16 protein-coding genes and 1 pseudogene are annotated in these 25,440 nt (G+C 28.4%); 2 read left to right on the top strand and 15 right to left on the bottom strand.

Annotation, left to right across the window (positions count from 1 at the left end; all coding sequences use genetic code 11):
- Window positions 1–1,101 carry an MraY family glycosyltransferase gene (locus tag AC6CH4_RS22445; protein WP_498106961.1) on the bottom strand — a complete coding sequence of 367 codons (1,101 nt, stop codon included), beginning with the start codon at window positions 1,099–1,101 and terminating at the stop codon, window positions 1–3.
- A gap of 3,631 nt (window positions 1,102–4,732) precedes the next feature.
- Here AC6CH4_RS22445 and AC6CH4_RS22450 point away from each other — a divergent pair.
- Window positions 4,733–5,191: a hypothetical protein gene (locus tag AC6CH4_RS22450; protein ID WP_498106963.1), complete on the top strand. Its 459-nt coding sequence runs from the start codon at window positions 4,733–4,735 to the stop codon at window positions 5,189–5,191.
- Between the two features lie 59 nt (window positions 5,192–5,250).
- Here the strand turns inward: AC6CH4_RS22450 and AC6CH4_RS22455 are convergent, their stop codons facing one another.
- A complete protein-coding gene (locus AC6CH4_RS22455; protein ID WP_498106965.1) occupies window positions 5,251–5,409 on the bottom strand; it encodes a hypothetical protein in 159 nt (52 codons plus the stop codon).
- A gap of 2,942 nt (window positions 5,410–8,351) precedes the next feature.
- On the opposite strand from AC6CH4_RS22455, the gene AC6CH4_RS22460 reads away from it, so the two are divergent.
- Window positions 8,352–9,458, top strand: coding sequence for a fatty acid desaturase family protein (locus AC6CH4_RS22460; protein ID WP_498106967.1), 1,107 nt, complete (start codon window positions 8,352–8,354; stop codon window positions 9,456–9,458).
- A 565-nt stretch (window positions 9,459–10,023) separates the two neighbouring features.
- Here AC6CH4_RS22460 and AC6CH4_RS22465 read toward each other — a convergent pair.
- From AC6CH4_RS22465 to AC6CH4_RS22525, 13 genes and pseudogenes are all read right to left on the bottom strand, one after another.
- A pseudogene (locus AC6CH4_RS22465) lies at window positions 10,024–11,190 on the bottom strand (IS256 family transposase).
- A gap of 272 nt (window positions 11,191–11,462) precedes the next feature.
- A complete protein-coding gene (locus AC6CH4_RS22470) occupies window positions 11,463–11,906 on the bottom strand; it encodes a hypothetical protein (protein ID WP_498106969.1) in 444 nt (147 codons plus the stop codon).
- A 1,114-nt stretch (window positions 11,907–13,020) separates the two neighbouring features.
- Window positions 13,021–14,196 carry a M50 family metallopeptidase gene (locus tag AC6CH4_RS22475; RefSeq protein ID WP_498106971.1) on the bottom strand — a complete coding sequence of 392 codons (1,176 nt, stop codon included), beginning with the start codon at window positions 14,194–14,196 and terminating at the stop codon, window positions 13,021–13,023.
- Between the two features lie 98 nt (window positions 14,197–14,294).
- The gene (locus AC6CH4_RS22480; protein ID WP_498106973.1) at window positions 14,295–14,813 is read right to left on the bottom strand and encodes a TlpA family protein disulfide reductase; all 519 of its coding nucleotides are present in this window, start codon (window positions 14,811–14,813) and stop codon (window positions 14,295–14,297) included.
- Window positions 14,814–14,957: 144 nt separating this feature from the next.
- Window positions 14,958–16,898, bottom strand: a complete 1,941-nt coding sequence (locus tag AC6CH4_RS22485; protein ID WP_498106975.1) for a hypothetical protein — start codon at window positions 16,896–16,898, stop codon at window positions 14,958–14,960.
- Window positions 16,899–17,063: 165 nt separating this feature from the next.
- Window positions 17,064–17,213, bottom strand: a complete 150-nt coding sequence (locus AC6CH4_RS22490; protein WP_498106977.1) for a hypothetical protein — start codon at window positions 17,211–17,213, stop codon at window positions 17,064–17,066.
- 2,142 nt (window positions 17,214–19,355) lie between these two features.
- Complete coding sequence (locus AC6CH4_RS22495) at window positions 19,356–19,853, bottom strand: hypothetical protein (RefSeq protein ID WP_498106979.1); 498 nt, start codon at window positions 19,851–19,853, stop codon at window positions 19,356–19,358.
- Between the two features lie 65 nt (window positions 19,854–19,918).
- Entirely contained in the window at window positions 19,919–21,367 is a 1,449-nt protein-coding gene (locus AC6CH4_RS22500; protein ID WP_498106981.1) for a hypothetical protein, read from the bottom strand.
- Between the two features lie 412 nt (window positions 21,368–21,779).
- Window positions 21,780–22,058: a hypothetical protein gene (locus AC6CH4_RS22505; protein ID WP_498106983.1), complete on the bottom strand. Its 279-nt coding sequence runs from the start codon at window positions 22,056–22,058 to the stop codon at window positions 21,780–21,782.
- A gap of 140 nt (window positions 22,059–22,198) precedes the next feature.
- Window positions 22,199–22,741, bottom strand: a complete 543-nt coding sequence (locus AC6CH4_RS22510; RefSeq protein WP_498107079.1) for a rolling circle replication-associated protein — start codon at window positions 22,739–22,741, stop codon at window positions 22,199–22,201.
- A complete protein-coding gene (locus AC6CH4_RS22515) occupies window positions 22,623–22,961 on the bottom strand; it encodes a hypothetical protein (protein ID WP_498107083.1) in 339 nt (112 codons plus the stop codon). Before AC6CH4_RS22515 ends, AC6CH4_RS22510 begins: the two co-directional genes overlap by 119 nt.
- A gap of 305 nt (window positions 22,962–23,266) precedes the next feature.
- Window positions 23,267–23,572, bottom strand: a complete 306-nt coding sequence (locus AC6CH4_RS22520; protein ID WP_498106985.1) for a helix-turn-helix domain-containing protein — start codon at window positions 23,570–23,572, stop codon at window positions 23,267–23,269.
- A gap of 539 nt (window positions 23,573–24,111) precedes the next feature.
- On the bottom strand, window positions 24,112–25,008 hold the full coding sequence (locus AC6CH4_RS22525; protein WP_498106987.1) for a site-specific integrase: 897 nt from the start codon (window positions 25,006–25,008) through the stop codon (window positions 24,112–24,114).
- Between the last annotated feature and the right edge of the window lie 432 nt (window positions 25,009–25,440).

Consider the following 25,440-nt stretch of genomic DNA (forward strand, 5'->3'; position numbering starts at 1 on the left):
TTATTTATTATTCGTAATTATCCACCTCCATTTTCTTACTGTAAAAGACAGATAGGCAATAGAAGAAATCATGACAATTAAAAATAGACTGAGATTTATATTTAAGTCTTGTAGCAAAAAAGCACTCATAACTACAGTTAGAAATAAACATGCAATTACAATTGTTGCTTTTATATGAGTCAAACCAGAATCTATAAAATTATGGTGAATATGATTGCGATCTGGTTTAAAAGGATTTTTGCCTTTTTTGATTCTAATAGCAAAAACCCTCAAAGTATCTGTTAGAGGAAAAGAAAGAAGTGCTAAAATAAAAACAGGTCCATTGTTTAAAGAAAATGGAATATCAAAAGTTTGATTTATTGTTAGAAATCGTATCGATTGATATACTATAATAAAACCAATTACCATAGTACCTGTATCACCCATAAAAATCTTTCGGGTTCGTGAAATATTAAATTTAAGAAAAGCTATTAATGAACCTATTAAAGAGAAGGACACCAATACTTGCCTAAATTGATGGTTAATTAAAAAATAGAAGCCAAAAAATGCAAATATAATTAAAGCAATTGTACCTGCTAAACCATCTATCCCATCAATCAAATTGTATGCATTAATAACTAAAATACATATTAAAAAGGTAAAAACTATTGATATAAGGTATGGAAGTTCATATACACCCAGTATCCCTTCAAAATCATCTATCCGAATGTCTGAAAACACAATTATAACACTTGCAGCTAAGAATTGCGAAACTAGTTTTTTAAAAGGTGAAATCACCAATAAATCATCTTTGATACCGGTAAAAAACAAAATTAAAAGAGAAGCCATTAAATCCAACAATGTCTTTATTATTTGATACTTAACTAAAATTGAACCTATAAATGACATAGTCAATGCAAATCCAAAAAATATACCTATACCACCCAGAGTTGGTGTTTTATGCACGTGGGAACTCCTTGTTTCTGGTAATATGGATAAATTCTTAACAAAGCATAAATAAATAATTACAGGGTATAATTTATAAGATGCTAAAAAAGAGAAAAAAGTAATTATAAACGCTCCTAAAAAATGGTAATCCTCAAGATATGATATTATTTGCATAAGATTATTTTTAAAAAAAAGTCATTCAATTTATCTTAAACATTAAGCAAACAAAATTAAAGACACTCAATAAAGACAATATTAAAATCAAAAAGTCTTCCCTTCTATCTAAAAATAAAAAACATAATGTATGTTTAGAAAATAGAAACCACGCATTAGCATAGTAATCTAGTAAATCCAATAATTGTCTAAAAGGCCGACTCTCGTAATATGCAAAAATAACAGAGAAATCATCTACACGAAACCATAACAAGACATATAAGCAACATAATAAGGCACATTAATACGCATTAATATAAATTTATTAATACCACTAAATTAGCTAAATTGTCATTTTAAAGTTCTCATCTTAAACATCCAGCAACCCATACCATTATTTGCGATCGTGAATTTACCACCTAACCTACTTGAGAAAACAAAACATTGATTCTCTCATAACCTCCTAAACTCACCCTTCCCCATATAACCTCCACATCAAAGCAGCACTCAATTACTCACTCTTCTTTTATAATACCTGACAAGTAAAAAAATATAGCATGTACAAAAACTAAAACGATATTTATCAAGAAATTACACCTGAACAAAACCAATAAAACCATAAAAAATTAGCCGACAACTATACCGAGAATCTATCTTACAAATTGCCGTTATTTAATAAATAAAAACATGGAATTCTACTATTTTTATAGTTATTTTAAAGGATATTGCACATATAATTACTTCAAACCTTATTTAAAGATCAATTATTTTTACAAAGAAGACAAGTGCTAAAATTCATACAAATATAAACACATAACAAATCACAGCACAAGTCAAACAAATGCCTTTTAACGGTATTTTAATGTCTTTTTAGACAACCTACACTTAAACACCCTACCTACATTTGCCTAACCTTGTAGGGAATAGTAGTTTCAATTAAGTTAATTTTGAAAAGGCGCTTAATATCATTCTTTATTGCGATGATATAAAGCGTCTTTTTTTATATCTTAGATAAAACCATAAAAATAATACTAAAAGATAGCATAGTGACGGTAGTAGAAAAAAATAAAGAAAATATTTAAAGACAGGTCTCTAATTCAGAAAAAATATCTGGTATATGGTTCAAAAAAATCTATTTACAATTGCAACGTTTAATAACTGCTAAGCAACGGCATCTAACCTCATAACTAAGGTATCCAAAATAGCTTAAAAGCTCACAAATTTGCAATTAGCCTCATGTATAGTATTTTTTGGAATTTTTAAGCAAAAAAAACATTACGTAATTAAAAGGATTGTACAGCCTATTATAAAATTTAAAATGCTATTCTTTATTGAAAATTATTTTGTATTTTACTGTACCTCAAATACATTATTATGTTCTGAATGCTGGAAATTAGTTTCTAGAAATCAAATGGATTGTATTATAATTTTATCCGCAGTATTTAATTTCTATAAAATAAAACCTTTAATTCTTTTTTACCTTGCCGTACAAACCTAATTATTTCATATGTTATTTACAGCGGCTCATGATACTAAATATCCTGAATTTTGTAACTCTACCGTAATTCGCATACATCCATAAAGTTGTTTAAAGGCAGAAAAGAATATGGTGGCTATTTTCATCACTCTGATAGAGTAATTTTTTAATTGTTTGACAAAGCAAATTCTCATCGTTAACAGCTACAAACACAGCTGTAAAACTTAGCAAAATAACTTACAAATCAAATATTTATATTTACTATAATCTCATACTTATATTCAAATTCGCAATAGATGCAAAAATAATACACCGAAAAATTAAGAGAATATCCTTAATAAAATTTTTATTACAGAACAAAGGACTGGTTTATACAATAAATACTTGCTTGAGATTCGATATAAAGCTATCTATATGAGTGATCCATACAATTAAACAGAACTATAGATTAACCAATCAATGGAAAGAGCCAATTTATAAAGCTTATAAAAACAAAAAAAAGGGCCTCTTGGGATGTGTGTGACACTCATTTGAGGAAATAAAAATCGCTACAGAGTACTACAAATCTATTGCTTTAAATTATTAAAATTACACGTGTATACCTATGTAGTGTTTTTCTATAGATTTTTCCATTTCTTAAGTAAATTTGAAATAAGTTTTTGACTAACTAAGCATTTTTTTTAACTCTGGAGAAGATGTTCAGAAATGAACATCTTTTTTTTGTAAAAGCAATTACTCAAATTCAATTTAAAATTTAGTTTGAAATAGTACTGCTTTAAACACTCTAATATTATAAAAATGAAACAAAAATTAAACAAATTTAATTTACCATTGTGGCTGTTTATTTTCAATTTTATTTTTGGAACAATACTGATGTTTTGGGCGTATTTTTTTAATGATAAAAAATTTAGTTTATCAATACTTTTATATCATTATAATAATCCGCAAATGTATTGGTGTTTGCTACGTTCTTTATTATCAACCATCTTTCTGTTTTATTATGTTACATATTGGTTTAAACCTAAAACTATTGAAAATAAATTATAATAAATATTTAAAATAGAAGTTTTATACTTACCTGATTGAAACAATATACTTTAATTAAATAAAATACAGTTATTTGAAATTTATTTCTTTTAGAATTATCGGTTTTGGAAAACATCTTTTATTACTGGAACAGACTTTAAATAAGTATTTTTAGAATAATTATTTACACGCGTGTATATCTGCGTAGCATTTAATCTAATCTTTATAATTTATTTAAGCTACTTTTGTAAAGATAATTAAATTCCTCAATTAATTATTTCTATTTTTTCTTTTGCAAAGATGCTCCTTTCGAGCATCTTTAATTTAGAAATTTTAATTGTATTTAAAGCTATTTATATTATAATTTTAACTCATGAAAACATTTTTTTATCAAGATGCAGAAAATCATCTTCTTCTTGATAATAATATACAAAAAATTACAGAAATGGCAAAGACATTCAATATACCAGATAGTGAAAACGTAGATTAAACATGTCAAATTCTCACTTTAAAAAGATATTTTAGCTTCAAAAACTACGGAATCTATATCCATAATACATTAGCTTTTAAATTGCCAGCATAGCTTAACACAAAGTTTTAAATATGGATATATAAAATTATTGAAAACCTTCATTTTTTTTCTCATTACGAGATTAAAATGGAACATCATAAATAATTTAAAATTTAAGTAAACATAAAATGGAAGATTGTGTTTATGGACAGCCCGTCAATACAACAATGTAGCTGACGGGTTTTTTAACAATTATTTCCACTTGTTTTCAGTCAACTACTTTCATAATTTACAAAGTACCACATGACACTATAAAATATGTTTGAAACTTTTTGATTCATTCTTGTACTAGAAACCCAATTTTTGTGCTTATTTTTTTAATAATTTGAATAATTTATGCTAACATTTTTCGATTAATTAAAAATTATAGTTTGAAACTTTTTGATTCATTCTTGTACTAGAAACCCAATTTTTGTGCTTATTTTTTTAATAATTTGAATAATTTATGCTAACATTTTTCGATTAATTAAAAATTATACTATGTCTTTTTCGCGTCTATATAATGCAAAATAAAACCTATATCAAAATACTTTTGCATTTATTTTAAGAACTAATTTTTCAAAAATAATGCACAAAATATGAATAATGGAAAGGGAAAAGTTTTAGTATTTGATGACAAAAGATTGTTTTTAGAAATGTTCAAGAAGGATCTTATCAATGAATTCAAATTTATTGAGTCTTCATCTTTGAAAATCAATCAAATTAAAAAAAACAAAGATTTTGATGCTTTTATATTTGTAGTGTATAAAAAATTAGAGTTGATTGAATTTTTAAAACTGGAAAAGAAAGGTATAACTATTTTGGTATGTCTCTTTGATGAAAGATTGCATGATAACATTTCTTTTTTGGAAGAAATTAACAATCTGATAATGCTAGATGGTTATAAGACACGACAAGCATTTATAAGAGATTTGAAACAACACCTAAAAAATATTTCAAAAACTAAAAACCAATTTGGCAACTTTAGAATTCAAAATATGGAAATAGATCAAAAACAATGTAATGGTTTCTTTAAAACGATTCTTCTTTTTGTATAGTTTGGTTAAATGCGATTTACTTCTGAAAACCTGTACATATTATAATGTAAAAGAGAGGTTTAATGTTCCTGAACAAAAAAACTGCCAAATGAAGTTGTTTGAAAACCCATCGGGTCTTCTACTTTAGCAATATTTTTTAATGCAACCGAAGCGTTCATCATCAAATATGAATTTACAAAAATAATAGAGTTGTTTTTTAGATTATTCTTCCCTTTCAAACCAAAAGTATTTAACGCCTAAACAGAAGCTGCATCTACCCCCTGAGAAAATTCATCACTAGAAACTCTATGATCAATATCCTCATTTATTTCTTCTTTAATTTCTGCATTATGACTTTTAAGTTGATTGCTTTCCAAACCAACAAAACCATACCCTAGAAGAACCTCGGGAATGATTAATTATTTATAATTGAATTTTAATTTATGCACAGTATCTTGTACAGTAATCGTATCACTTATTGTGTTTGACAATTACACTTGGTGATAAAAATAATTATAAAGCAAAATTGAATATGAATAATCCAGAAAAGCAGGTATATATAAAGATTTGTTAGCTGGCATACTCACAGAAACTTAATTATGGTGAATATATTTTCATTATGAGGGAACCTTAATATTAAAGAAAATCCGAATAGTTTCTCATATCTACGATAACAGTAAGGTAAAAACCATATATTTACAAACGTCTATTCCTTTTTTTGAGGGATTAATATCGTATTCAAAATAAGGATCCAAGAGCGTCTTCCGCCAACCGTGGAAAGTTTATTACTCTTCCATTTTCCTGATAGTCATTATTTATATATTCATAATCTAGCTCTCTGTCCCTATTTTTTATTCTTTTAGCAAATACCGCTACTAAGTAATTTTAAAATCTGCAATTTTTTTCATTTTTAAGATATTCAGATTATTATACCAATTAGATTATTTTTGGAACTAGTGCTTTACTTTTAAGCACTTCAAAAATTGCAGTTAATGATTTGACAGTATAATTACCGATTGCCTTAACAAACACACCTTTCTTTATTTACCTATTATTCAATAATAAAATTGCTTAGATCTTTTTAGCATATAACTTACTCCCATGCCTACCATCTACATGAACTATTTCAGACAAGGATATTTTTTGCCTTTTTGATCCAACTTTATTTTTTACATAATTTCTTAATAGTTGAGCCAAGCTATTTTTAGTTGCACAGATTTATATATATATAATTGTGCCTTAAATAACACAATTATATTTGATCCTTTTTGACTCATAATACCGCAATAGTAACAATAAGCCTATCAAATATTTTCCTGCTTTTGATGGTGATTCCTAGGACGTGTCCAATATATTGGCTGGATGTTTTTCTTTTGAATTTGTAATAATTAGTTACTGATATGGTCCAGACTAATAAACCTTATACCGATTTTCCTTGGCTTGAATATAACTAAATCTATTTAATCTAATTCTTTCCTAAAAATATGAATAATGTCTGCCATCTATTTGTAAAGCATAAAAAAAAAGATGCCCATTGCGGGGCATCTTTATCAAGAACAAATGTTTGAATTTAATACCACTTAAATTCAATTGAAAATTACTTTAACACAAAAGTAATCAAGAAATAACATGATTTAAAGAAAAGAGCTACACATATATACGTGTGTATCAATTTTATATTAATTTTTTAGATTGTAGTTTATGTAGTAAATATGAATATACTATAATGTTATTTCGATATTTACAAACAACTTCAACCGCAATTAAGAAATAAAAACAATCACAAATGCGATTGTTTTTGTTCTAAATAAATTTCGTCTTTTAAAAGAGCAGACTTAGTTGGCGACTTATTTATAAATCTCAACAAAGTTATGCGTCTTTAAAACTAACATAACTTCTTCCATTGTTCCCATAATTTTATTAAGTACAAGCAAGGCATGAATCAGTTGAATGTGTTTTAATTTCATGAAATTGTTTTAAACAAAAAAAGATGCTCAATTAATGAGCATCTTTTAGCCAAAATCTATCAAAATACTCTAAGTCCATAAACCATTCAGCTCAAAGTAAATTACCTAATCTTTCAAAAGTGACTAAGAAACAATATAATTACACAAAAAATACTTACAGAATTATACGTGTGTAAGTAGAAAAAAATTAATTAATCGATATCGAGCTGTTTATTTACTTTTTCACATGAAATGTGTAGAGAAATTTAAAGTCACTTAATTAACTTTAGTAAAATAAAATTTCCCCGGATAGTATTTTTAGTTCAAATAGACATAGCTTTCAAATTTTAATATCTCAACTCCTTCAATCCCCCCATTTCATGGGCTAAATAGAAATCAATTATTACTTCTTTTCTCTTACAAATATCGACACAATCAGTCTCAATGTCTCAATAAGGATAAACAATTACCTCTATAAAAAGAAATCCCTTTCAGGTTTCTGGTTCTCAAAGAATAATATATGGAAGTAAAGACAATAGAAAATCTTAGTAATCAAAGCCCGGTTTTGGGTAAAAAGGAATTTACCTCAAAATCTTTTTAATGAATGTAGAGAAACCCTGACAATGAAATTGAAAAGAGAAAAAGCGATCAATAATAAAACGATCGCTTTTCTTTTTTTGCATTCGATTTGAATTGTCGCCGTAAGACAGTTCTCTAAACTTTTCAAAGATAAAAAAAAGTTAATCTAAATGCCAGATAAATGTCGGCAAACTACAATAATTTAGATATTACAATTTATTTCATAGTAATAATGTGACCTTGGGTACAGAATTCAAACCTTTTATTATGTAAAATAAAAAGCAGGGTCTTATTTTGACTTCCTGGTATTGGTAATTTAAGTTATTATCCTTTTGAATAGGTTATTATAAATAAAAAAACACTTGCTAAACTAAAGTAAGATGTTTCGAACAAAAAAACTTTTATTTAGATCCTTCTTTCAAATAATATTATCCATCAATTAAAACAAAAAAATGCAAAAAAAAAAAGATTTTCCTACTTGAAGAAAACAGAGACACATCCTTAAGTAATTAAAAATAAAAGTTTTAAAAAAAAACACAATTACACGTGTATATTTGTGTAATATTTTTTTTACAATAATCCATTTTATTGCTTCTATTTGTTAATCATAAATATTAGAATAAAATTTTATTATGCTTAATTTTTAACCCATAAAGATGATGAAAAAAGTAAAACGTCCGGTCTATCGTAAAGCCGGTATTGATGATTTTTTTAAAAAGATGCGTAAGGAAGTAAACGAAACTATTTTACAAAATTCTTCCCTATACTTACTTAATATTATTAAGTCATTAGCACTTGTAGTTCTTTTCTTTTCATGTTATACTTGTATTTTATTGTTTGGAGACATTTTACCATTATTATTTCTCTTTTATATTTTATGTGGTATATTTATGATTATGCTTTTTATAAACGCTTTTCATGACGCAGCTCATGGTGCATTGTTTAAAAAATCAAAACATAATAAATGGTTTATGTATACACTGGAACTTTTCGGGAGCAATCATTGGCTTTGGAAATATCGTCACATAAATCTTCATCACACTTATCCTAATGTTCCAGACTGGGATATAGATATCAAACAAAGTGATATTATTAGAATTTTTCCAAACAGCCCTTTGTTTGACTACCATAAATACCAGCACATTTATATGTGGTTTATCTATCCTTTTTACAGTCTTAATTGGATTTACATAAGAGACTTTAAAGATTTTTTTGGAAAGAAAAATAATTATGTAAAAAAAATAGTTCCTGAAATTCCTAAACGTGAAATTTATAAGTTATTTACCTCAAAAGTTTTCAGTCTTTTTTATTTGCTTTTTATTCCAATGATCTTACTAAGTCATTCGTGGCACATTGTTTTAGCAGCATGGATTACAATGCATTTATGTGGAAGTATGTTAGGTGTTGTTGCATTAGTATCTACGCATGTTGATGAAAACGCTCTTTTTCCACAAACAGACAAACATGGAAATCTTTCGGCTACTTGGGCTATGCATCAAATGACTGTTACAAAAGATTTCAGTACCAATAGTAAATTAGCTAATTTTTTATACGGAGGGTTTACTCATCATGTAGCACATCATCTTTTTCCAGATGTTGGCCATACTTATTATCCGTACATTACGCCTATCATAGAACGGTATGCCAAAGAATATAGTCTTCCTTATACTTCATACCCTTTTTATCATGCCATTCGTTCGCATTTTAGAATGTTAAAAAATACAGGTGCAAAAGATAATATTATGAATGGTGCAGAAATATAAAAAATAAATCATTTTAGTTTGAAAATATAATAAACTAACCCGTAGCGCATTTAGGAAAGTTGTTCAAGCCACTAAAAATCAATAATTTTTAATTTATACAAAATAATTAAGACACACAACTTTGAGCTAATTTTTGTAAAATTTTAAAGATTAGATCAATTAGGTTTGCAATTAAATTATAAGTGAAAAAGCTTAAAAATGAATAGCAATATGTGGTACCACTACGTAATTGCTTAAGCTATCCTTCTATCGATGAAAGCCTTTTTTATATTTAGGATAATAAGCACAGAATCAATAAGGCTATGGGCGCAAAACAAACTAGAATCATACGATTTGTTATTATTTCTATCAGATAATAGGAAGTCTTTATTTTGATTTTCATCTGTCTTGTTTTAGTATTGAAAATAAAGTGGACAAAATACTTTTACACATGTTTCGGATTTTTCAAACTAACTTGTATTCAACCATAACATAACATTATGAAAATAAACACATTAAATATCATCACAGCGACACTATCCTAAAAAGTATGTAAGTTTAAAAATAATGGGGCTTGACTTTTTAATTAAAGTTGAACCCTTTTTTCAAATATAGTTAAGAACTCATTGAGTATTAATCCCCAATTACGGATTGGCATTGTCCTTTCTTTACTAGCTTCTCTTAAAGCCAAATATACAGATTTTAAAACTGCTTCATCGGTGGGGAATGATAATTTATTTTTGGTATATTTTCTAATCTTACCGTTTAAATTTCCGATTGGATTAGTGCTATAAATTATTTTCCTATTTTCAACTGGGAAGTCAAAGAATATGGTACGCTCTTCCAATTTTCTTTCCTTTATTTTACAGCATATGGATATTTGTTATTCCATTTATTTGCAAAATCTTCAGGAGATACTCTGGAAACCTCTTTTGTTGGAGCATCATAAATCTGCTTCATATCTTTAGAGAATTCTTTCTTATCTTTCCATACTACATAACGTGCTGAGTTACGTATTTGGTGAACGACACAGATTTGAGTATGTGAATCAGAGAATACATTTTAAGTCTGAGTAAGGCCGTTTAGGTTCTCTGTAGCAGTAATTAATATATTCCGGGCACCTCTAGCTTTTAAATCGATTAAAATTCCTAACCAAAAACTGGAACTTTCATTTCTTGCCCTAGCCACATACCTAAAACTACTTTTTTACCGTCTCGATTCAGACCAACAGCAAGATAAATAGTTTTGTTAATGACCTTGGACTTTCATCCATCCAAGCGATTAAATAAACAGGTTCTAAAGGTCGATTTTCTCAAGCTGTTATCACTGGAAACTGATTCAGGAATTCTAGAAATACTGGAGGTTGATATGTCAAATTTATAGACTTCTCTTATTTGTTCTTCAATATCACTAACGGTCATCCCTTTGGAATAAAGAGAGATAATTACATTCTCTAATCCAACCATACTTTACGTTTTGGAATAATCATAGGATTAACAGACGCTTCTCTGTCCCTGGGAACCTGGATATCTGATTCTCCAAATGAAGTTTTAATCTTCTTATCGGAAAAACCATTACAAGAATTGGATGAAGCTGTATTTTCATGTTTCTCATATCCTAGATGAGAATCCAGCCCTCCTGATAGAATAGCTTCAATTCCTCGTTTTTGCAATTGGGACAGAAAATCATTTAGGCCTTCGCATGTTTTGAATCGCTTTAAAAATTCATCTGACAATAAATCTTCTTTTTTCATAAAACGGCGTAAAAATTAAAGTAAAAAAATGATGGTGGTTTAATAACCCATCATTTTTTTAACTTACACAGTTAGTGAAACACTACTTGTATTCAATCAAAAAATTATGCTTTTTCTTAATTGTGTCGATAAATTAAACTTCCTTTTTACTATATTCTTATATAAATTATAACTAATCAAATTTACAGTAGTTTCAAAAGATTTGACATATCTTTTACGCAGCCATCTCTGATTTTATTGAAAGCTCTAAATGTTGGGGCTATATTACTATTTTACATTTCATATCCTATTTTTCTACTATCCATAACGTTTAAATTTTTATCAAAAACAAAATTAGCACTATCTAAAACAAGAACTCCTGTTCTATTGTTTATTCTAAAAACATGATTCATAGTGAAAGCATCTATTTTAGGCTTATATTTTCTTTCAAATTCTTTTAATTCTTTTAAAAGAATCTTTTGTTTTTTTATGGATAGTGTTCTGTCTTTTATATCCATAGCCTTTATATATTCTTGTTGTAAGTTTAAGTATCCTGACTCAAAATATATAGAGCCTGTTTCTTTTAAGATAGTAAAAGAAACAGGCTCGTAACTTTTAGGATTATCTGATTTTTTGGCGATATATTCCTTAATGCTTTGTTTCATTTTCTCTTCGGAAGTTTTTTTACAGGAAGACAAGTTCAATATCGCCAATCCTAATAATAAAATTTTCTGCATTTTGTTTAATTTAATTTGTTTAAAAATTGATTTCACTAAAGAATTGGATAAAAAAAGCGCCTAACATGCCACACGTTAGGCGCTTTTACCAAAACCAAATTGCTACTACCCCAAGTAATAGTTCACAAATATCTTTAAGTTAATTAAATCAAAGGAATAAACAAGGACATTAAAATAGTAGATTCGGTCATTTTTACCCAAAAAAACAATCCAAGTAATATTTTATATTAGTTGATTTCGAAAAATTCATTTCTCTCAATTCCTAGTTCTTCTTCAATAGTAACTAAACACCATTTTTTGGATAAAGAATCTTAAATTCATTTCAATTGTCAAATCAAGCTAAATTATTTTTGACGGATAAACTATAAATTTCTTTAAAATGAGTTTGAAATAGAAAAGAAACAAAAAGAAATGGGTAAAAGTTATAGATTATTATGTCCTCGAATAAAACAATTCTTAAAGACTACTAATTAAAATATCCCGGAAATCCACAACATTATTTATGAAAAGAAATTAATAAATGGTTTTATAATTAAATAAAAAAATAAAATTCCAATAAACAATTTCCTATCAAGTCATATTCACATGATGCTCAATAGACAATACAAATCAAACAAAGAGAATATGAATTATTTATGATCCCCTATATAGATTATATAAAACTTTAAGTTATAAAATCTAAAAATACTTTTTTGTTAAGCAATTACTACTTCTGTTAATTTGCTTCAGATCTTTCACAAAATGATTCAAGAATTCTTCCGTTAAGGTTTACTTACAAAGGAAATGAAGAATCCCGAATTTTTAAAAACAACGGATTAATTTATAAAATCCTTGATAAAAAACAAAAAACAGTCGGGGCTTAAGATTAATGACTCAAAAAAATCACATAAAGGCCATGTTAAAAATGCTCTCATAGAGATTTTATAAATGAAATGACAAATCTCCTCAACAATTAATAAACAGATAAATCCATCTTATTTTCAGAAAAAGCAAAGAAAAACAAAGAACACATTTAAGTTAAAAAAGAAAAACCAGTGAAATCACTTTCACTGGTTTTAATTAGTCCTGCAAAATTGTTAATCTATTTTAAGTCGGACTCATGTTAAAAAAATCCTTAAAAAAAGACTAGCATTTTTATAAAACCTTTTCTACATTTAATTAAAAAACTACAAATAAGATAAATAAATATTGTTGGAACGACAAGGTCAAACAAACTTTCCACCGAAAATGTCTTGCCGTTAACAAATAAATCCTGAATAAAATGAATTAGATTCTGAGGATAATGCAAAATTGAACAAGGATTGAGAATAACTACAAAATAAAAAAGCAATAAGATAAAACAATAATTAATCAAACCATAAAGCAATAAAAGATAATCTTGCCAGTTCCATAGTTTTTTCGATCCAAAAATACCTTTCACTTTCCGCGTACTATGACTCATTAAATTTGGTCTTTCAAGAATATCTGATAAGATCCAATAGCCATCTGTTCTCCCAAAGGGATAAAGATTATCCAACGTTAAAAATAAAAGAAAAATAGCTAAAAAAGTTAATAATTGGCTGTCAAAAATAAAACCTGTTATAATTAAAATAAGTCCATATATTAATTCGAAATAGATTCCTGCAAGATTTATTATTATCCTTTGCTGTTTTGGCAATTTCCAAATATCGGTAACATCAGCGTAAAAAACAGGTATAAATAAATAAAACCCAGCACCAATTCCACCGTGCTTTGCCCCATAGTAATGAGTCGCCGATGCATGACCTAATTCGTGAAAAATAATCCCGACAAACCCTAAAATAAAAAATAAAAACCATTCCGCTTTTTTTATTTCTTGACCAAAAATTTGATCGCCATAAAAATATAAACAGACGGATAAAACTAGAATCACCACTACTAAAACAATACTCAATACCAAAGGAACAAATAAAAATTTTAAATATCTAGTCACCTTTAAAACCGTCTTTTCATTAAAAATTACAAAACTCAACTTTAAATAGCCTGGTCTCTCACTAGTGATTATTGAAACTTCTTCGCTCACAATTATACCATATTTTGCCAGTTTGTTGTATAAAAAATCATGAGCAAACTCAGTAGTTAAATTTTCATTATATTTTTGATTATACATCAAAACAATGTCTTTTAATTCAGTTTTATTGTCTATTAATTGTATAAAGTCATACAAATTTGATGAAATTTGTACCCGATGTTCATGTACCGTCTGATGAATAAAATAGTTTTTTTTATTTATCAGATGAAAAGTAATTTCTTCAGAGAGTATTGGTGTCATATTTTTAATACGAAAGTACGAGCAATTGAAAAATTGTAAAGATGAAAAATATAAAAAGTAATCCAATTTTTATATAATTATGATTTCCCCCCTGACCTTTACTCGGTATTTAACTTTTCGATTAAAGTCTCAACATTGGGTTGATCTTCTATTTTCTCAATTAGGATTTTATTTTTATCATAAAGAACTAGAGAAGGCAATCCGTGAATATCGAAAGCAGTGGCGAGAATAGTTTCTCTATCAGATATAAAATGAATATTATCATAGGTTGTCAATTTATATTTGGATGCAAATGTTTTTACTTTTTCAATGTCTTCAAATGACACAAAAACAAGTTGAAAATTGGCAAACTTCAGGATTTTTTCTTTTATCATTTGAACTTCTTCATGACAAAATTCACATTCAGTATTAAAATAAATGAATAATGTTGGAGTATTTTGCTTTAATTTTTCTTCAGTAAAAAAACCACCTTTTATATCATCGAGTGAAAACACAGGAATTGTTTTCATATTTTCGGCAACTCCTTTTTCAAATTTTATTTTAACAAGAATTTCATAGCATATTACAGCAAATACACATAGACTCAAACCTAACAATACAACTTTAACTTTATTCATTATCAATTAATTACATTATATAAAAATCCATTTCTCAGTGACGATATCGGTCGGAAAAATAACACAAATAAGATCTGAAATATTCAAAAAAAAATTGTTTATCAGAATCATTATTACTTAATATTTGACCAACTACTAATATCTTCATAAATTTTCAACCTCATACTTTTGTTGATAATCTATCAACGATTGTAAAATGCTACCCGTTGTAAAAAGCCTGTTAAACTCCTTCGCCCTAACATTTAGTCCTGAATTTGTAACTGGATATTCTAAAATATAAGGATGCGGATCTTGTGGGTGTGGAATTACCAATGCATCAGAACCTTCCCAAGAACCGTCATTAAATTGATTTGAAATTAAGAATTCAACTGTTTTTTTAATTTGAAATGTTGTGTGATTTGTTTGATCAAGCATCATAATCCCTAAACCCATACCCGTATAAAACATATTTTCTCCAAAAACATCAGAAAAACTACCGTTATTATTCTGCTTTAACTTTACTTCACATATAATTAAGTTAACTTTTTCCATTTCGTTTAACAAATAATAGGTTTGGGCTAAATAATAATACGTATAAATATCATTTGTCCACCAGTAGGGTTTTATTTCAGCAATACTACTTTTTTTATCAAAATAGCTATCAAAATATTTTTTAACATTGACAAACGAATTTTCCTTTTGATTATAATTTGCTAAAAAATAGAAACTCACAGAACTAACACAATTATGAACAGCTAGCCAATCATCAACATTTAAATTTTCGATTCCAAAAGCTCTTATTAATTCATTTTCATTTGAATAAGTAGAAAAACCCCCATTTGCATGCTGAAAACCTTTCCATTTTTCTAAAACACAAGAATCTATTTGTTTATTATTAATTAAATATGATAAAAAAGCAAAATTTGTACTGTCAGCATCTTCTATAAAATTTTTATTATAACCCCACAAATTTGAAATGCTACTTTGGTTTTTCTCAACAAAAACTAAGGCTTTTTCTATTTCTTTCTCAAAAATTAATTTAAGACTGGAATTTTGACCAATTTTAGTTATAAGAAAGGCTGATGCCCAAATATTACTAAGCCCTTTTTGTGTAGTATGCTCTTTCCACGAGCCATCCTCATTCTGTTTCAATTTTATGTAATTAATTGCAACCTCTACACTCTTTTTGATACTATTTTCTAATATTATTTCCCTAGACAAGCTAATATTGGCTTTTAAAGGCTCCAAATAATTATCAATACTCTCTATAAGGTTAATTAGGCTTCGTTTATAGAAAATTATAACTTTTTTCCATTCCAAAACTTCAATATCTTTGATAACATCCAACGCTTTATCGCAATAATTCAACGCTAGGCGGTAAATTTCTTTTGCAACTCCTCGTATATATAAATACTTCTTTAATTCATTTGGATCTTGACTTGAAATATTTTGTTTTTGCAAAAGATAAACAGCCCAATTAAACTGTTCTTTATTCATATCTTCTTCCAAATCCTTTATATCATCACAAAGTTGAGAAACAACCGCAGAATATTTGTGAGAAAGCAACAATTGCCTATAAATCGTTTCATTCTGATCATCAATACTATACAAACTATCAATAGCCACCTTGCCAAAAGCAGATTTATATTCCGCTAAAACTTCATATTCCTCTATAGAAATTTTTTCTTTATTCCTAAAAAACTTCTCTAATGCTACCGCTTCAAAATATTCACGCCTTCTATTATTCCAAATAACCCAAAATTTATTTTCTAGTCCATAAATACTAGTCAAAATTTTAACACTTTCCTCCTGGCAAATCGCAATTAAAGGGAATTTTGATAAATCTCCATCATCAACAAGCTTGTCAGAAAACATAATTGATTGAAAATATAAAAACCCAGCTATGTCTAACAATTTTAACTCCTTTTCCGATACCAAAAAGGCACTCTCAAAAAGAGAAGCATAATTTTGAAAATGACCTCCATGTGTCATCAAAAACTCTTCATCTAATATTCCAGCTTTAAAATTCTTCGACAAAGACAGATTCTCAACATAAAATTGAATTTCCAAATTATTGAGCCCTCTGATTCTTTTCTCCTTTTGCATATTACTTTAGCTTAAATTACTAACTCTTAAATGATAAAAAAAAGCATTTAATTTTAATTACCTCCCCTCTCAATGTACATACTATTTTTTCATCTTTTAAATAGCAGGGTAATTTAAACCAAATCAAACACCCTGCATATAATTACTTGCTAAAAGACCGGCATTCTAGTACCAGTTTGTCTTTTCACATTTCCATTCCCAAGCTCCAATACCACCTGTTTGAGATTTTACCCACGAGCAAACCTGACCTGTTTCGTATCTCTTTTCAAGCTCTTCCACTTGGAATTTCTCTAATAATTGATTTTCTAAATTCATCTTAATTATTTTTTCGTTAAACAATGTACTTTTCTTTCTATTTCGGCCTATAGTCTCTTCCTTCTGTGGTTATTTTTCCGAGTTTACAATTTCACTTATTCTCAAGATGTAAATTTATTTTGGTACAAATATCGTTCTGTATCAATTTAAGACCACCCTGTAATAAGACAAAAAACAACAACATTAAGCTTTTATTTTCAATTAGGATAGTTTCAGACATTTTGAGAAAAGCGGTCAAATTGACCATATTTCACTACGTATCTCAATGATATGATGGAACAATTGGAAAATCAAGTAGCTCTGCAAAAACATCCATGGCAAGGCTTGCTTCTTCCCAACTATTAAGACTTTAGCCAGCTTCGAAAGCATTACGGACAAGAACAGGCAGATTTGATTCTCAATATTATCGAAAAATATCATCAACAGGAATCCCGATAAAAATCATTTTTTTTTTGGCTGTTCAAAATCACACTGAAAAATAATGCTTATCACTTCAATTTTCACAGTCTAAGTACTATTAATGAACCTTTTTTACCTCGCATAACTAACCTTTTACAACAGTTTATTAAAATATATTCCCCGGAATTCCCCAAAATTCTATAAAAGTTTTGTCACTATTAATTAATTTAAAAATGAAGAAGTTATGCTTGAAATCTATTTTTATTTAAAATCAGAACGAGCTAATGAATGAGATGAATCTATTATTTGTGCGCGTATAAAATATAAAGAGCAATCAATTACAATATCCACTGGCAAGCATATTTCAAAAGAGAGATGGAATTTTACTAAAAAACTTCGAAATATCCTTAGACTAGAGAAAGTCATTCGTCGAAGTCTTGATTTATTTTATTTTGGTATTGAGAAAAAATTTAATGAACTGATCCGTGATTATAGAGAGATTTTATTAATAAATCTTAAAGACAAATTGAAAGGGAAACGAACAAGTAAACAAAACGAAATTTCAATAATTACGATTCTGGAAATGCATATTGAATACTTTAGGAAAAAAGTTTCAGTTGCGGAAAGATCAAAGACTTCTTTACAAAAATATGAGCGTTCCAAAGAATTATTAGCATCCTTCATCGAAAGGAATATAATGAAACTTATTTTGCATGCTCAAAAATTGAAAGTCTATTTGTATACAATTTAGAATCATATTTAAAATATGAAAGTAATTTTAAAAGCATAAGAGGGATTAAAAATAATTCTGCTGTAAAATAAACATAAGAATGTATAAAACAACCTGTAATTATGCTTTTAAAATGTGACAGTTGTCCAATAATCCTTTTAATGTTTACGATGGAAAACTAAATACTAAAAAATGCTGCTTATTTAAGTCACGACAAATTAAAATAATAGAGACTAAAAAATTGGCAACGAAAAATTAAAAAAGTTAGAGATGTTTTTATTTTCTGCTGTTATACCGGCTATGATCCTATAGATGCATCCATTCTGACAATAAAAAATTTGGCTACTGACAGTAGTGATTCGAACCGATAGAACCAATTTTATAAGTTAAAAATCCTCATAAATAATAGTATTTTATAAATAAATTATTATTAGGGGACTAATTAGATGTTTCTATATCTACCCCAAGTTCGTATTACCTTATAACTATTTTATATTTTCAATTTAAGCTCCTTACTTTCAATTTTTTTTATGAAACTATGGGTTATAATATTATTGAATGTGTTACTCTTTTCATTTTAAGATATATATTTAAACGTAAAGCTCTTTTGCTATTGGTAAAATAATTAAGTTAAATCTTTAATTAAAAGTAGACATTTACAATTAATAATAGTTTTGTCTTTCGATGTTGCTTAAATATTTATTAAACAATTTATCCTTTAAGATAATTAGCTGCCGAAATTTCATTTTTAAAAATATGTTTCGAAGGAAATTGTATTCTGTACTTTACATGTTGTTGTTCTCAATATTATACTAACAACTATATAATCTAAGGTTACATTTTTTATTCTTAGCATTTAAAGTTAAAAGATATTTTAAACACAAAAAAGCCCCAAATTATCGGGGGCTTTTGTTTGGATTAATTTTATATTTACAGAATTAATCATTAAATGCATGATTATCGTTACTATTTAATTTAATTCATTTATTAAAGTTATTTCATTTAAAGCAGAACTACTTTAAGTTATTAAGCTTTATTTGTAATTGATCATGAGTCCAACCGGTAGTACAGTCGCCATAAGATTTTTGATCAGTATCTAAAAAGAAATCAATAATTATTTCTTTTTTATTATAGATATCGATAAAATCTGTTTCAATTGTATTATAATACATAGCGGCTAGGTCCATTTGAAAAGACTTCCCTTCAAGATTTCTAGTTTTAAAAGAGTATTCTCCATCAGTTGTAGTCAGAAATTTAAAACAACCATCTTTTGCCACTGCATAAGGTATTGGTTTACGTGTTTTCATATCAAAAACATGACCTCGTATAGTAACTACATCAAAAACCTGTCCGCGTAAATTAATAGTGTCATTTTCACCTTTTGATCGACTTTTCCCTACTGTTACCGTATACCTACCTTTGTTATTAGTTGGAAACTTCCTTTTAAAAGAAGTGCATCCGGCAAAAAAAATGAGAGAAAGGATCAATAGTATAAAATTATATTTTTTCATATCAATAATTTTTTGATTACGTAATGCGAAATTTTAAACATTTGTTTTAAGCCATAACAATCAATTTAACAACCAGCTTTTTTACCTTTTTGTGGTTTTTTATTTCCACTGTCATCTACCCCATACATTTCAATATTTACTGTATTTGATATTCTTTTTTTGTCATCCTTTGGCAAATTAGTAAAAGCGTCAGTTTTTAAAAGGCCACCCCATGCCATATCCTGATAAAATTGTTTGCTTAACTGATACCCTTTACTAACTCCATAGGCTTCAAATGCCTCACCAAATAATTTTACAAGATTTCTTGCAATTTCTTCATGCTGATATTTATTCAAATCCTTATTTCCATTAGCACACCAATCTTCAAAAAGCACAGGATATTCAGCTATAAAACCAGTTGCCTTCTGCCTGTAATAGGTTGTCAAATAACCATGAATTGCTTCGTGCATCATTGTCCTTGCCCAAGATAAATCAGTAGCATTTGGGTATGACTCTACGTCAAAGACAGTTGTTATACCTGTCGTTGCATTATATGTGTCAGCCAAAGTATTGGCAGGAACATCAGGACTTGTTTTACCTTCTACCAAAGTCCAGTTATAATCGGTAGGTAATTCTCCTGTAAACTTAACAATCATATTTCCTGGACTTGCAGGTGTCTTTTTTAAATCGTCCAAGATTTTTTTCAAACAAGGAGGCAAAGTTCCACCGAAAATTTTATTATCAAACTTTTTAATTGCTGTTGCTGTTGCAGTTCCTCCACCTCCGCTACTTCCACCACCATTAGGCGAAGTATAGCCTCCTGGACCTGAGCCTCCAATTACAGGTGTACGAGGTCCAAAATATGCAACCGGCGTTCCTGTGCTAGGAGCTTTTATAATAACTTCTCTTAAGGGAATTCCTGTACTATCACCACCAGATAAACCACCACATCCACCATCACCAAAATCAGCATAAACACATGGAGGATCCGTTGGAGCTTTGTTTGTTGTGTTTCTCTGAGTATAATCTACAACTTCTACATCTCCAGTTTCTACAACCTGATTGTTTTCAAATCTCGCAGCTCTCACAAAACCTGTTTTTAAATCCCACACACTCATGAAGCCCGTAAAATCACCACCATCTATTGATTGACTACTCGGCTGAACATCTTTATTGGTATATATTTCGTAAACCAGTGCCTTGTAATCTTCTTTGCCTGTTTTGTAAATATACAATCTTTGTTCCCAAAATTCGCGTTGATCTTCTTTCAATTCTTTAATGGGAACAATAATTGTTTCTGTTCCGTCCTCTGATCTTGTGTTTTTTGCCTTACTCCAATCGTATTCTAAATCTTGCATCAATGCAATATTTTCACCTTTTGCTTCATAGTCATTAAACCATTCTTTAGCCTGAGCAACTTTCTTCTCCTGACTTGTTACCTGACTGTCAGATGAAGAACCATCTTCACAGCTAAGCATAATTATTGCTACACAAGCTAATAATCCTTTTGAAAATCTATTTAATTTTTGTTTCATATTCTATGTTAATTTTATTAATTACAAAAGAGATTGGTTAATCGATTCCTATTTCAATACACAATACTGTTTAAATAAAAAAGATGCTCCTGACGAGCATCTTTCTTAACTAACTTACCAAAATATTAAAACATTTGAATCTGTAGTCATACTAGAATTCAAATTATCTACTTTTCAAATTTAATCAACAAAAGGTTTTTGTTTTCGGAAAAATACTACACAACTATACACGTGTAAGTCAATTATTACTTATCTAATTTGTTTTAAATTATTTGCAAAATTGATTTTATCTAATTATGAGTAGTTAAAAATAAAAGTGACTTGATAAATAACATTTATTCGCTTGCGATTCCGTTTTATCTGTGTCAATTCTCTAGGATTATAATTTAATATAGTAATAGTTTTCTTTTTATTAGGTATCTAAGTCTAAAATTTCCAGAAGTTCCCACGCATCATTGTAGGTGTTTAATAAATAGCAATACTCAGGATTGAGTTCGATAAAATCTAAAATGATGCTCGTTATATTAATTCTCATTGCTTTGCGGTCTTCTATGTTTTCAATTAACTGCGTCGGTTCTATGATTTTATCAAAAGAATAGCCATTGCGAATTAATTTGATAATGAAAATTTTCAATTGAGAATCATTTTTATCTTCACGTCTTAACATTGGAGATTTTGTGTTTTTTGTCATTAGTCTTTGTTTTAATTTATTATTTTTCATAATTGTTTATTTAGTTGTTGAATGCTTTGTTTTTGTCGTCCAATCTTTTGTACAATGGTAATGTTTGACGATTTAAGTTTATCATTTTTACATTTATCATTAGCCGGTTGCTATGGGTCTTTTACTTCAAATTCTTTTAGTATAGCATCGAGTTTTTTAAATTCTTCAATAAAACCCGAATCAGTATAAAAATCTGTATAGAGTTCTGAGACTTGTCTGGAACAATTCCAGATCTGACATTTAAATTTATCATTGTTCTTTGTAACATACTTTGTAACGTAGGAAGCAATTGAGCGGATGTTATTTGAATTTAGTTCCCGAACATCAAAAGCCGAAGATGGTTTATAATTCTCGTCTCTTGGCAGAATGCCGTTTTTCTTTTGCAAATCAATCCAGTAATTCCACCACTTATCTATTTTCCAATATTTATTAGTTATCATATGAAAGTGTATATTTCCCTTAAACATATCATTTTTTGTTTGCCTTTCTGCAACCCATAAATATTGAAAGTTTACACTTCTCTTTTTTACATTATCAATAAACTTTCTTAAGATATTTACCGCCTGCTCGTCTGTTACTTTGTTTAAAAACGTAAGGGTTACAAAACTTAGTTTTTTGTGGCATCTTGCAAAACAGATTAGTTTCTTTCTGATTTTCTGTTTTGAGCGTTTGGATAAAAAACGAAGTTTGGTTTCTTGTGTTCTTTGTGTTTTTAGTGTTTTTAGTTTGTTTGGGGTTGGTTTTTTGTGATTGGTTTTTTGTGATTGGTTTTTTGCGCTGTAGGGCAGAGCCTGTAAATTCTTCTTTTGGTATTCTGCCAAATTCCGTAACCGAATAGGCGACACTTGTCCCGTATGTATTTTTAACTATCATAATAATCTGAATCGTTGCACATTAATTAAAACCATTAAAAGGTTATTTATTAAAAGTTATTAAATTAAAGGTGTATATTATTAAAGGTTAAAAAAAAAGGTGCTTAAATAATCGGAGGTATAAAATTGCCCTTATAAAACCTCTTTATATATTTTTGCGTCCTGCGCTCATAAACATTTATATATGCCCAAGTGGGATGCTCCTTGTTTAAAAACATGGCAAAGCCATTGAGTTTATGAACGTAATTCCATTTTTTTGGTTTTGGTTCATTCTCAAAGAATACAATAACAGAGTAATCATTTTTATTAGGTTCCATGTGTGCCTCCTTTCACAGTTGAAGTTTTGATCTGACACAGCGAACTATTGATTTCTTCACTTTTATAAAGTACACGGTTTCCTATTCGGTGCTCCTGAATAATTCCGGTTTTAGTCCAAAGATGAAGCGTGAGTAATGAAATACAAAGAAAATCAGCGGTTTGTTTTCTTGTAAGTAGTGGTGTACTCTTTTGTTCTGTTACAGGAACAAAATGTTTTAATTGTTTTAAAATTGCATCTTCTACAATTTTTTTAAGCTCTGGAAGCTCAATCGAGGTAAGCATAATTTTTGTCATTTTTCACTTTATTTAAGTTTATAATGACACAAAAGAAAATATTATTAAAATGCAGTTTTGCTATTTGGTACTTTTTGACACTTATTTGCACTTTTTGATGCTTTTTGATGCTTTTTGATGCTTTTTGATATCTTTTGATATCTTTTGGTATCTTTTGGTATCTTTTGGGTGATTTTGAGTGGTTTTTTAACACGCTTTAACGTAATTTAAGATAGCTTAATTAGGTAGGCATACTTAAAGCAAATATCTACTTGCTGTATAACTTAGCCTAATAAAAGAACCAAAAAATCGTCCCTTGAAGGTCAGATTAATTTTAATAGTCTTGTTTTTGTGTTGATTCTTACATTAACTCCTTATGTTATAGGTAATAAGCTAATTTAATTATTATGCGCATTTTATAACTATTATCAACATTATTAGTTGCAAGTCATTAGATTTTATCCGAAAAAAATGCCCCAAATAGTGTCTAACTTTTTGAGGCATGTTCATTACGGCGTGGCTTTTTAATACTTTTTAAAATTGTTTTTGTTACAGCATTATTAGTTGAAAAATGGATGTGTTAGTAATTTATCTGCATTTTCTTCTTGGTTAATTCTTATATAAGCCATAAATGAGCGCTCTGTTTTATGTCCTGTTATTTTCATTATGGAAATAGTTGGAACACCTGCTAAATATATATTTGTTGCGAAACTTCTGCGGGCGGTATGTGTTGATATTAATTTGAATTTTGGTAATGCTGTTTTTTCAACTTTCCCCCCGCGGGTTATTGTTGTTTCTACTACCTCATTTATGCCTGCCAAACTTGCAACCTCTTTTAAGTAATTATTCATTACCTGATTAGTGTATGCTAAAGGTAGTTTGTTCTGGTATTTTTTCAATATTTGTTTTACTGTTTTATGTAGCGGGATGGCAACACGTTCACTCGTTTTTTGAGTTCTTATGAAAAGAATTGTATTATCTTGGTTTACGTTCTCGGGTTGTATCTGGGTAAAATCTGAAAATCTTAAGCCAGTATAACACCCAATTAAGAATAGGTCTCTAACGAGGTCTAATTTGGGAGTTGAGGACAGGTTTAATTTTTCAATTTTTTTCAGCTCCTTTATGCTTAAGTATACGGTGTCTGCTTCTTCTCTGATAGTTTTGAATTTCTTTTTTCTAAATTCTAAATTTTCATTAATGCCTCTCTCGGTTGCTTCATTTAAAAAAGCTTTAATAATTTTTATGTTTTTCCCAACTGTGTTAGCTGATAATGCATGCTCTTTTGAAAGAAAAGCAATATAATTGTTGTAGAACTCTAAATTTAGATTCTCAAAGTCAACAGCTTTGTATTTGCTGGAATACTCTTTAAGATATTTAAAAGTTGTATTGTAAGACCAAATAGTCCCTTCTTTTTTATTAGCCTTGCTTTCTTCTATATATTTTTCAATAAAATACAAGAATGTCTGTTTTTTGGGCTTTAAAATATTACCGCTTAATTCGTTTTGAAGTTCCTTTTTAATTAAAGGATTAGTACCGATAGAGCTAAAACCTCTATCCGATCGAATGCTCCCGTCCTTCCTCGGTTTAAACAATACTTAAAAAATACAAAGACAAGCAACCTTAATTAATACCCGAAATTTTAAATCAAAAAATGAATGAATCCCTAAAGTAACTTGTAGCGTTATACAAAATTGATAAAACCTAACTTGGTATGTATCAAGACATATCTTTACCACAACAGTTACTTTAGGAAATGGAGTAAAGATTTAGAATGTCTCTTCTATGATGGGGCATACTAATATTTTGCAAACCCAATATTATGCTAAAGTTTTAGAATATCAAAGAAGATATGTATAAGCTAATAGAGAAATATAAAAACACATAATGGG

This window comes from Flavobacterium sp. GQ95 (assembly GCF_059758655.1).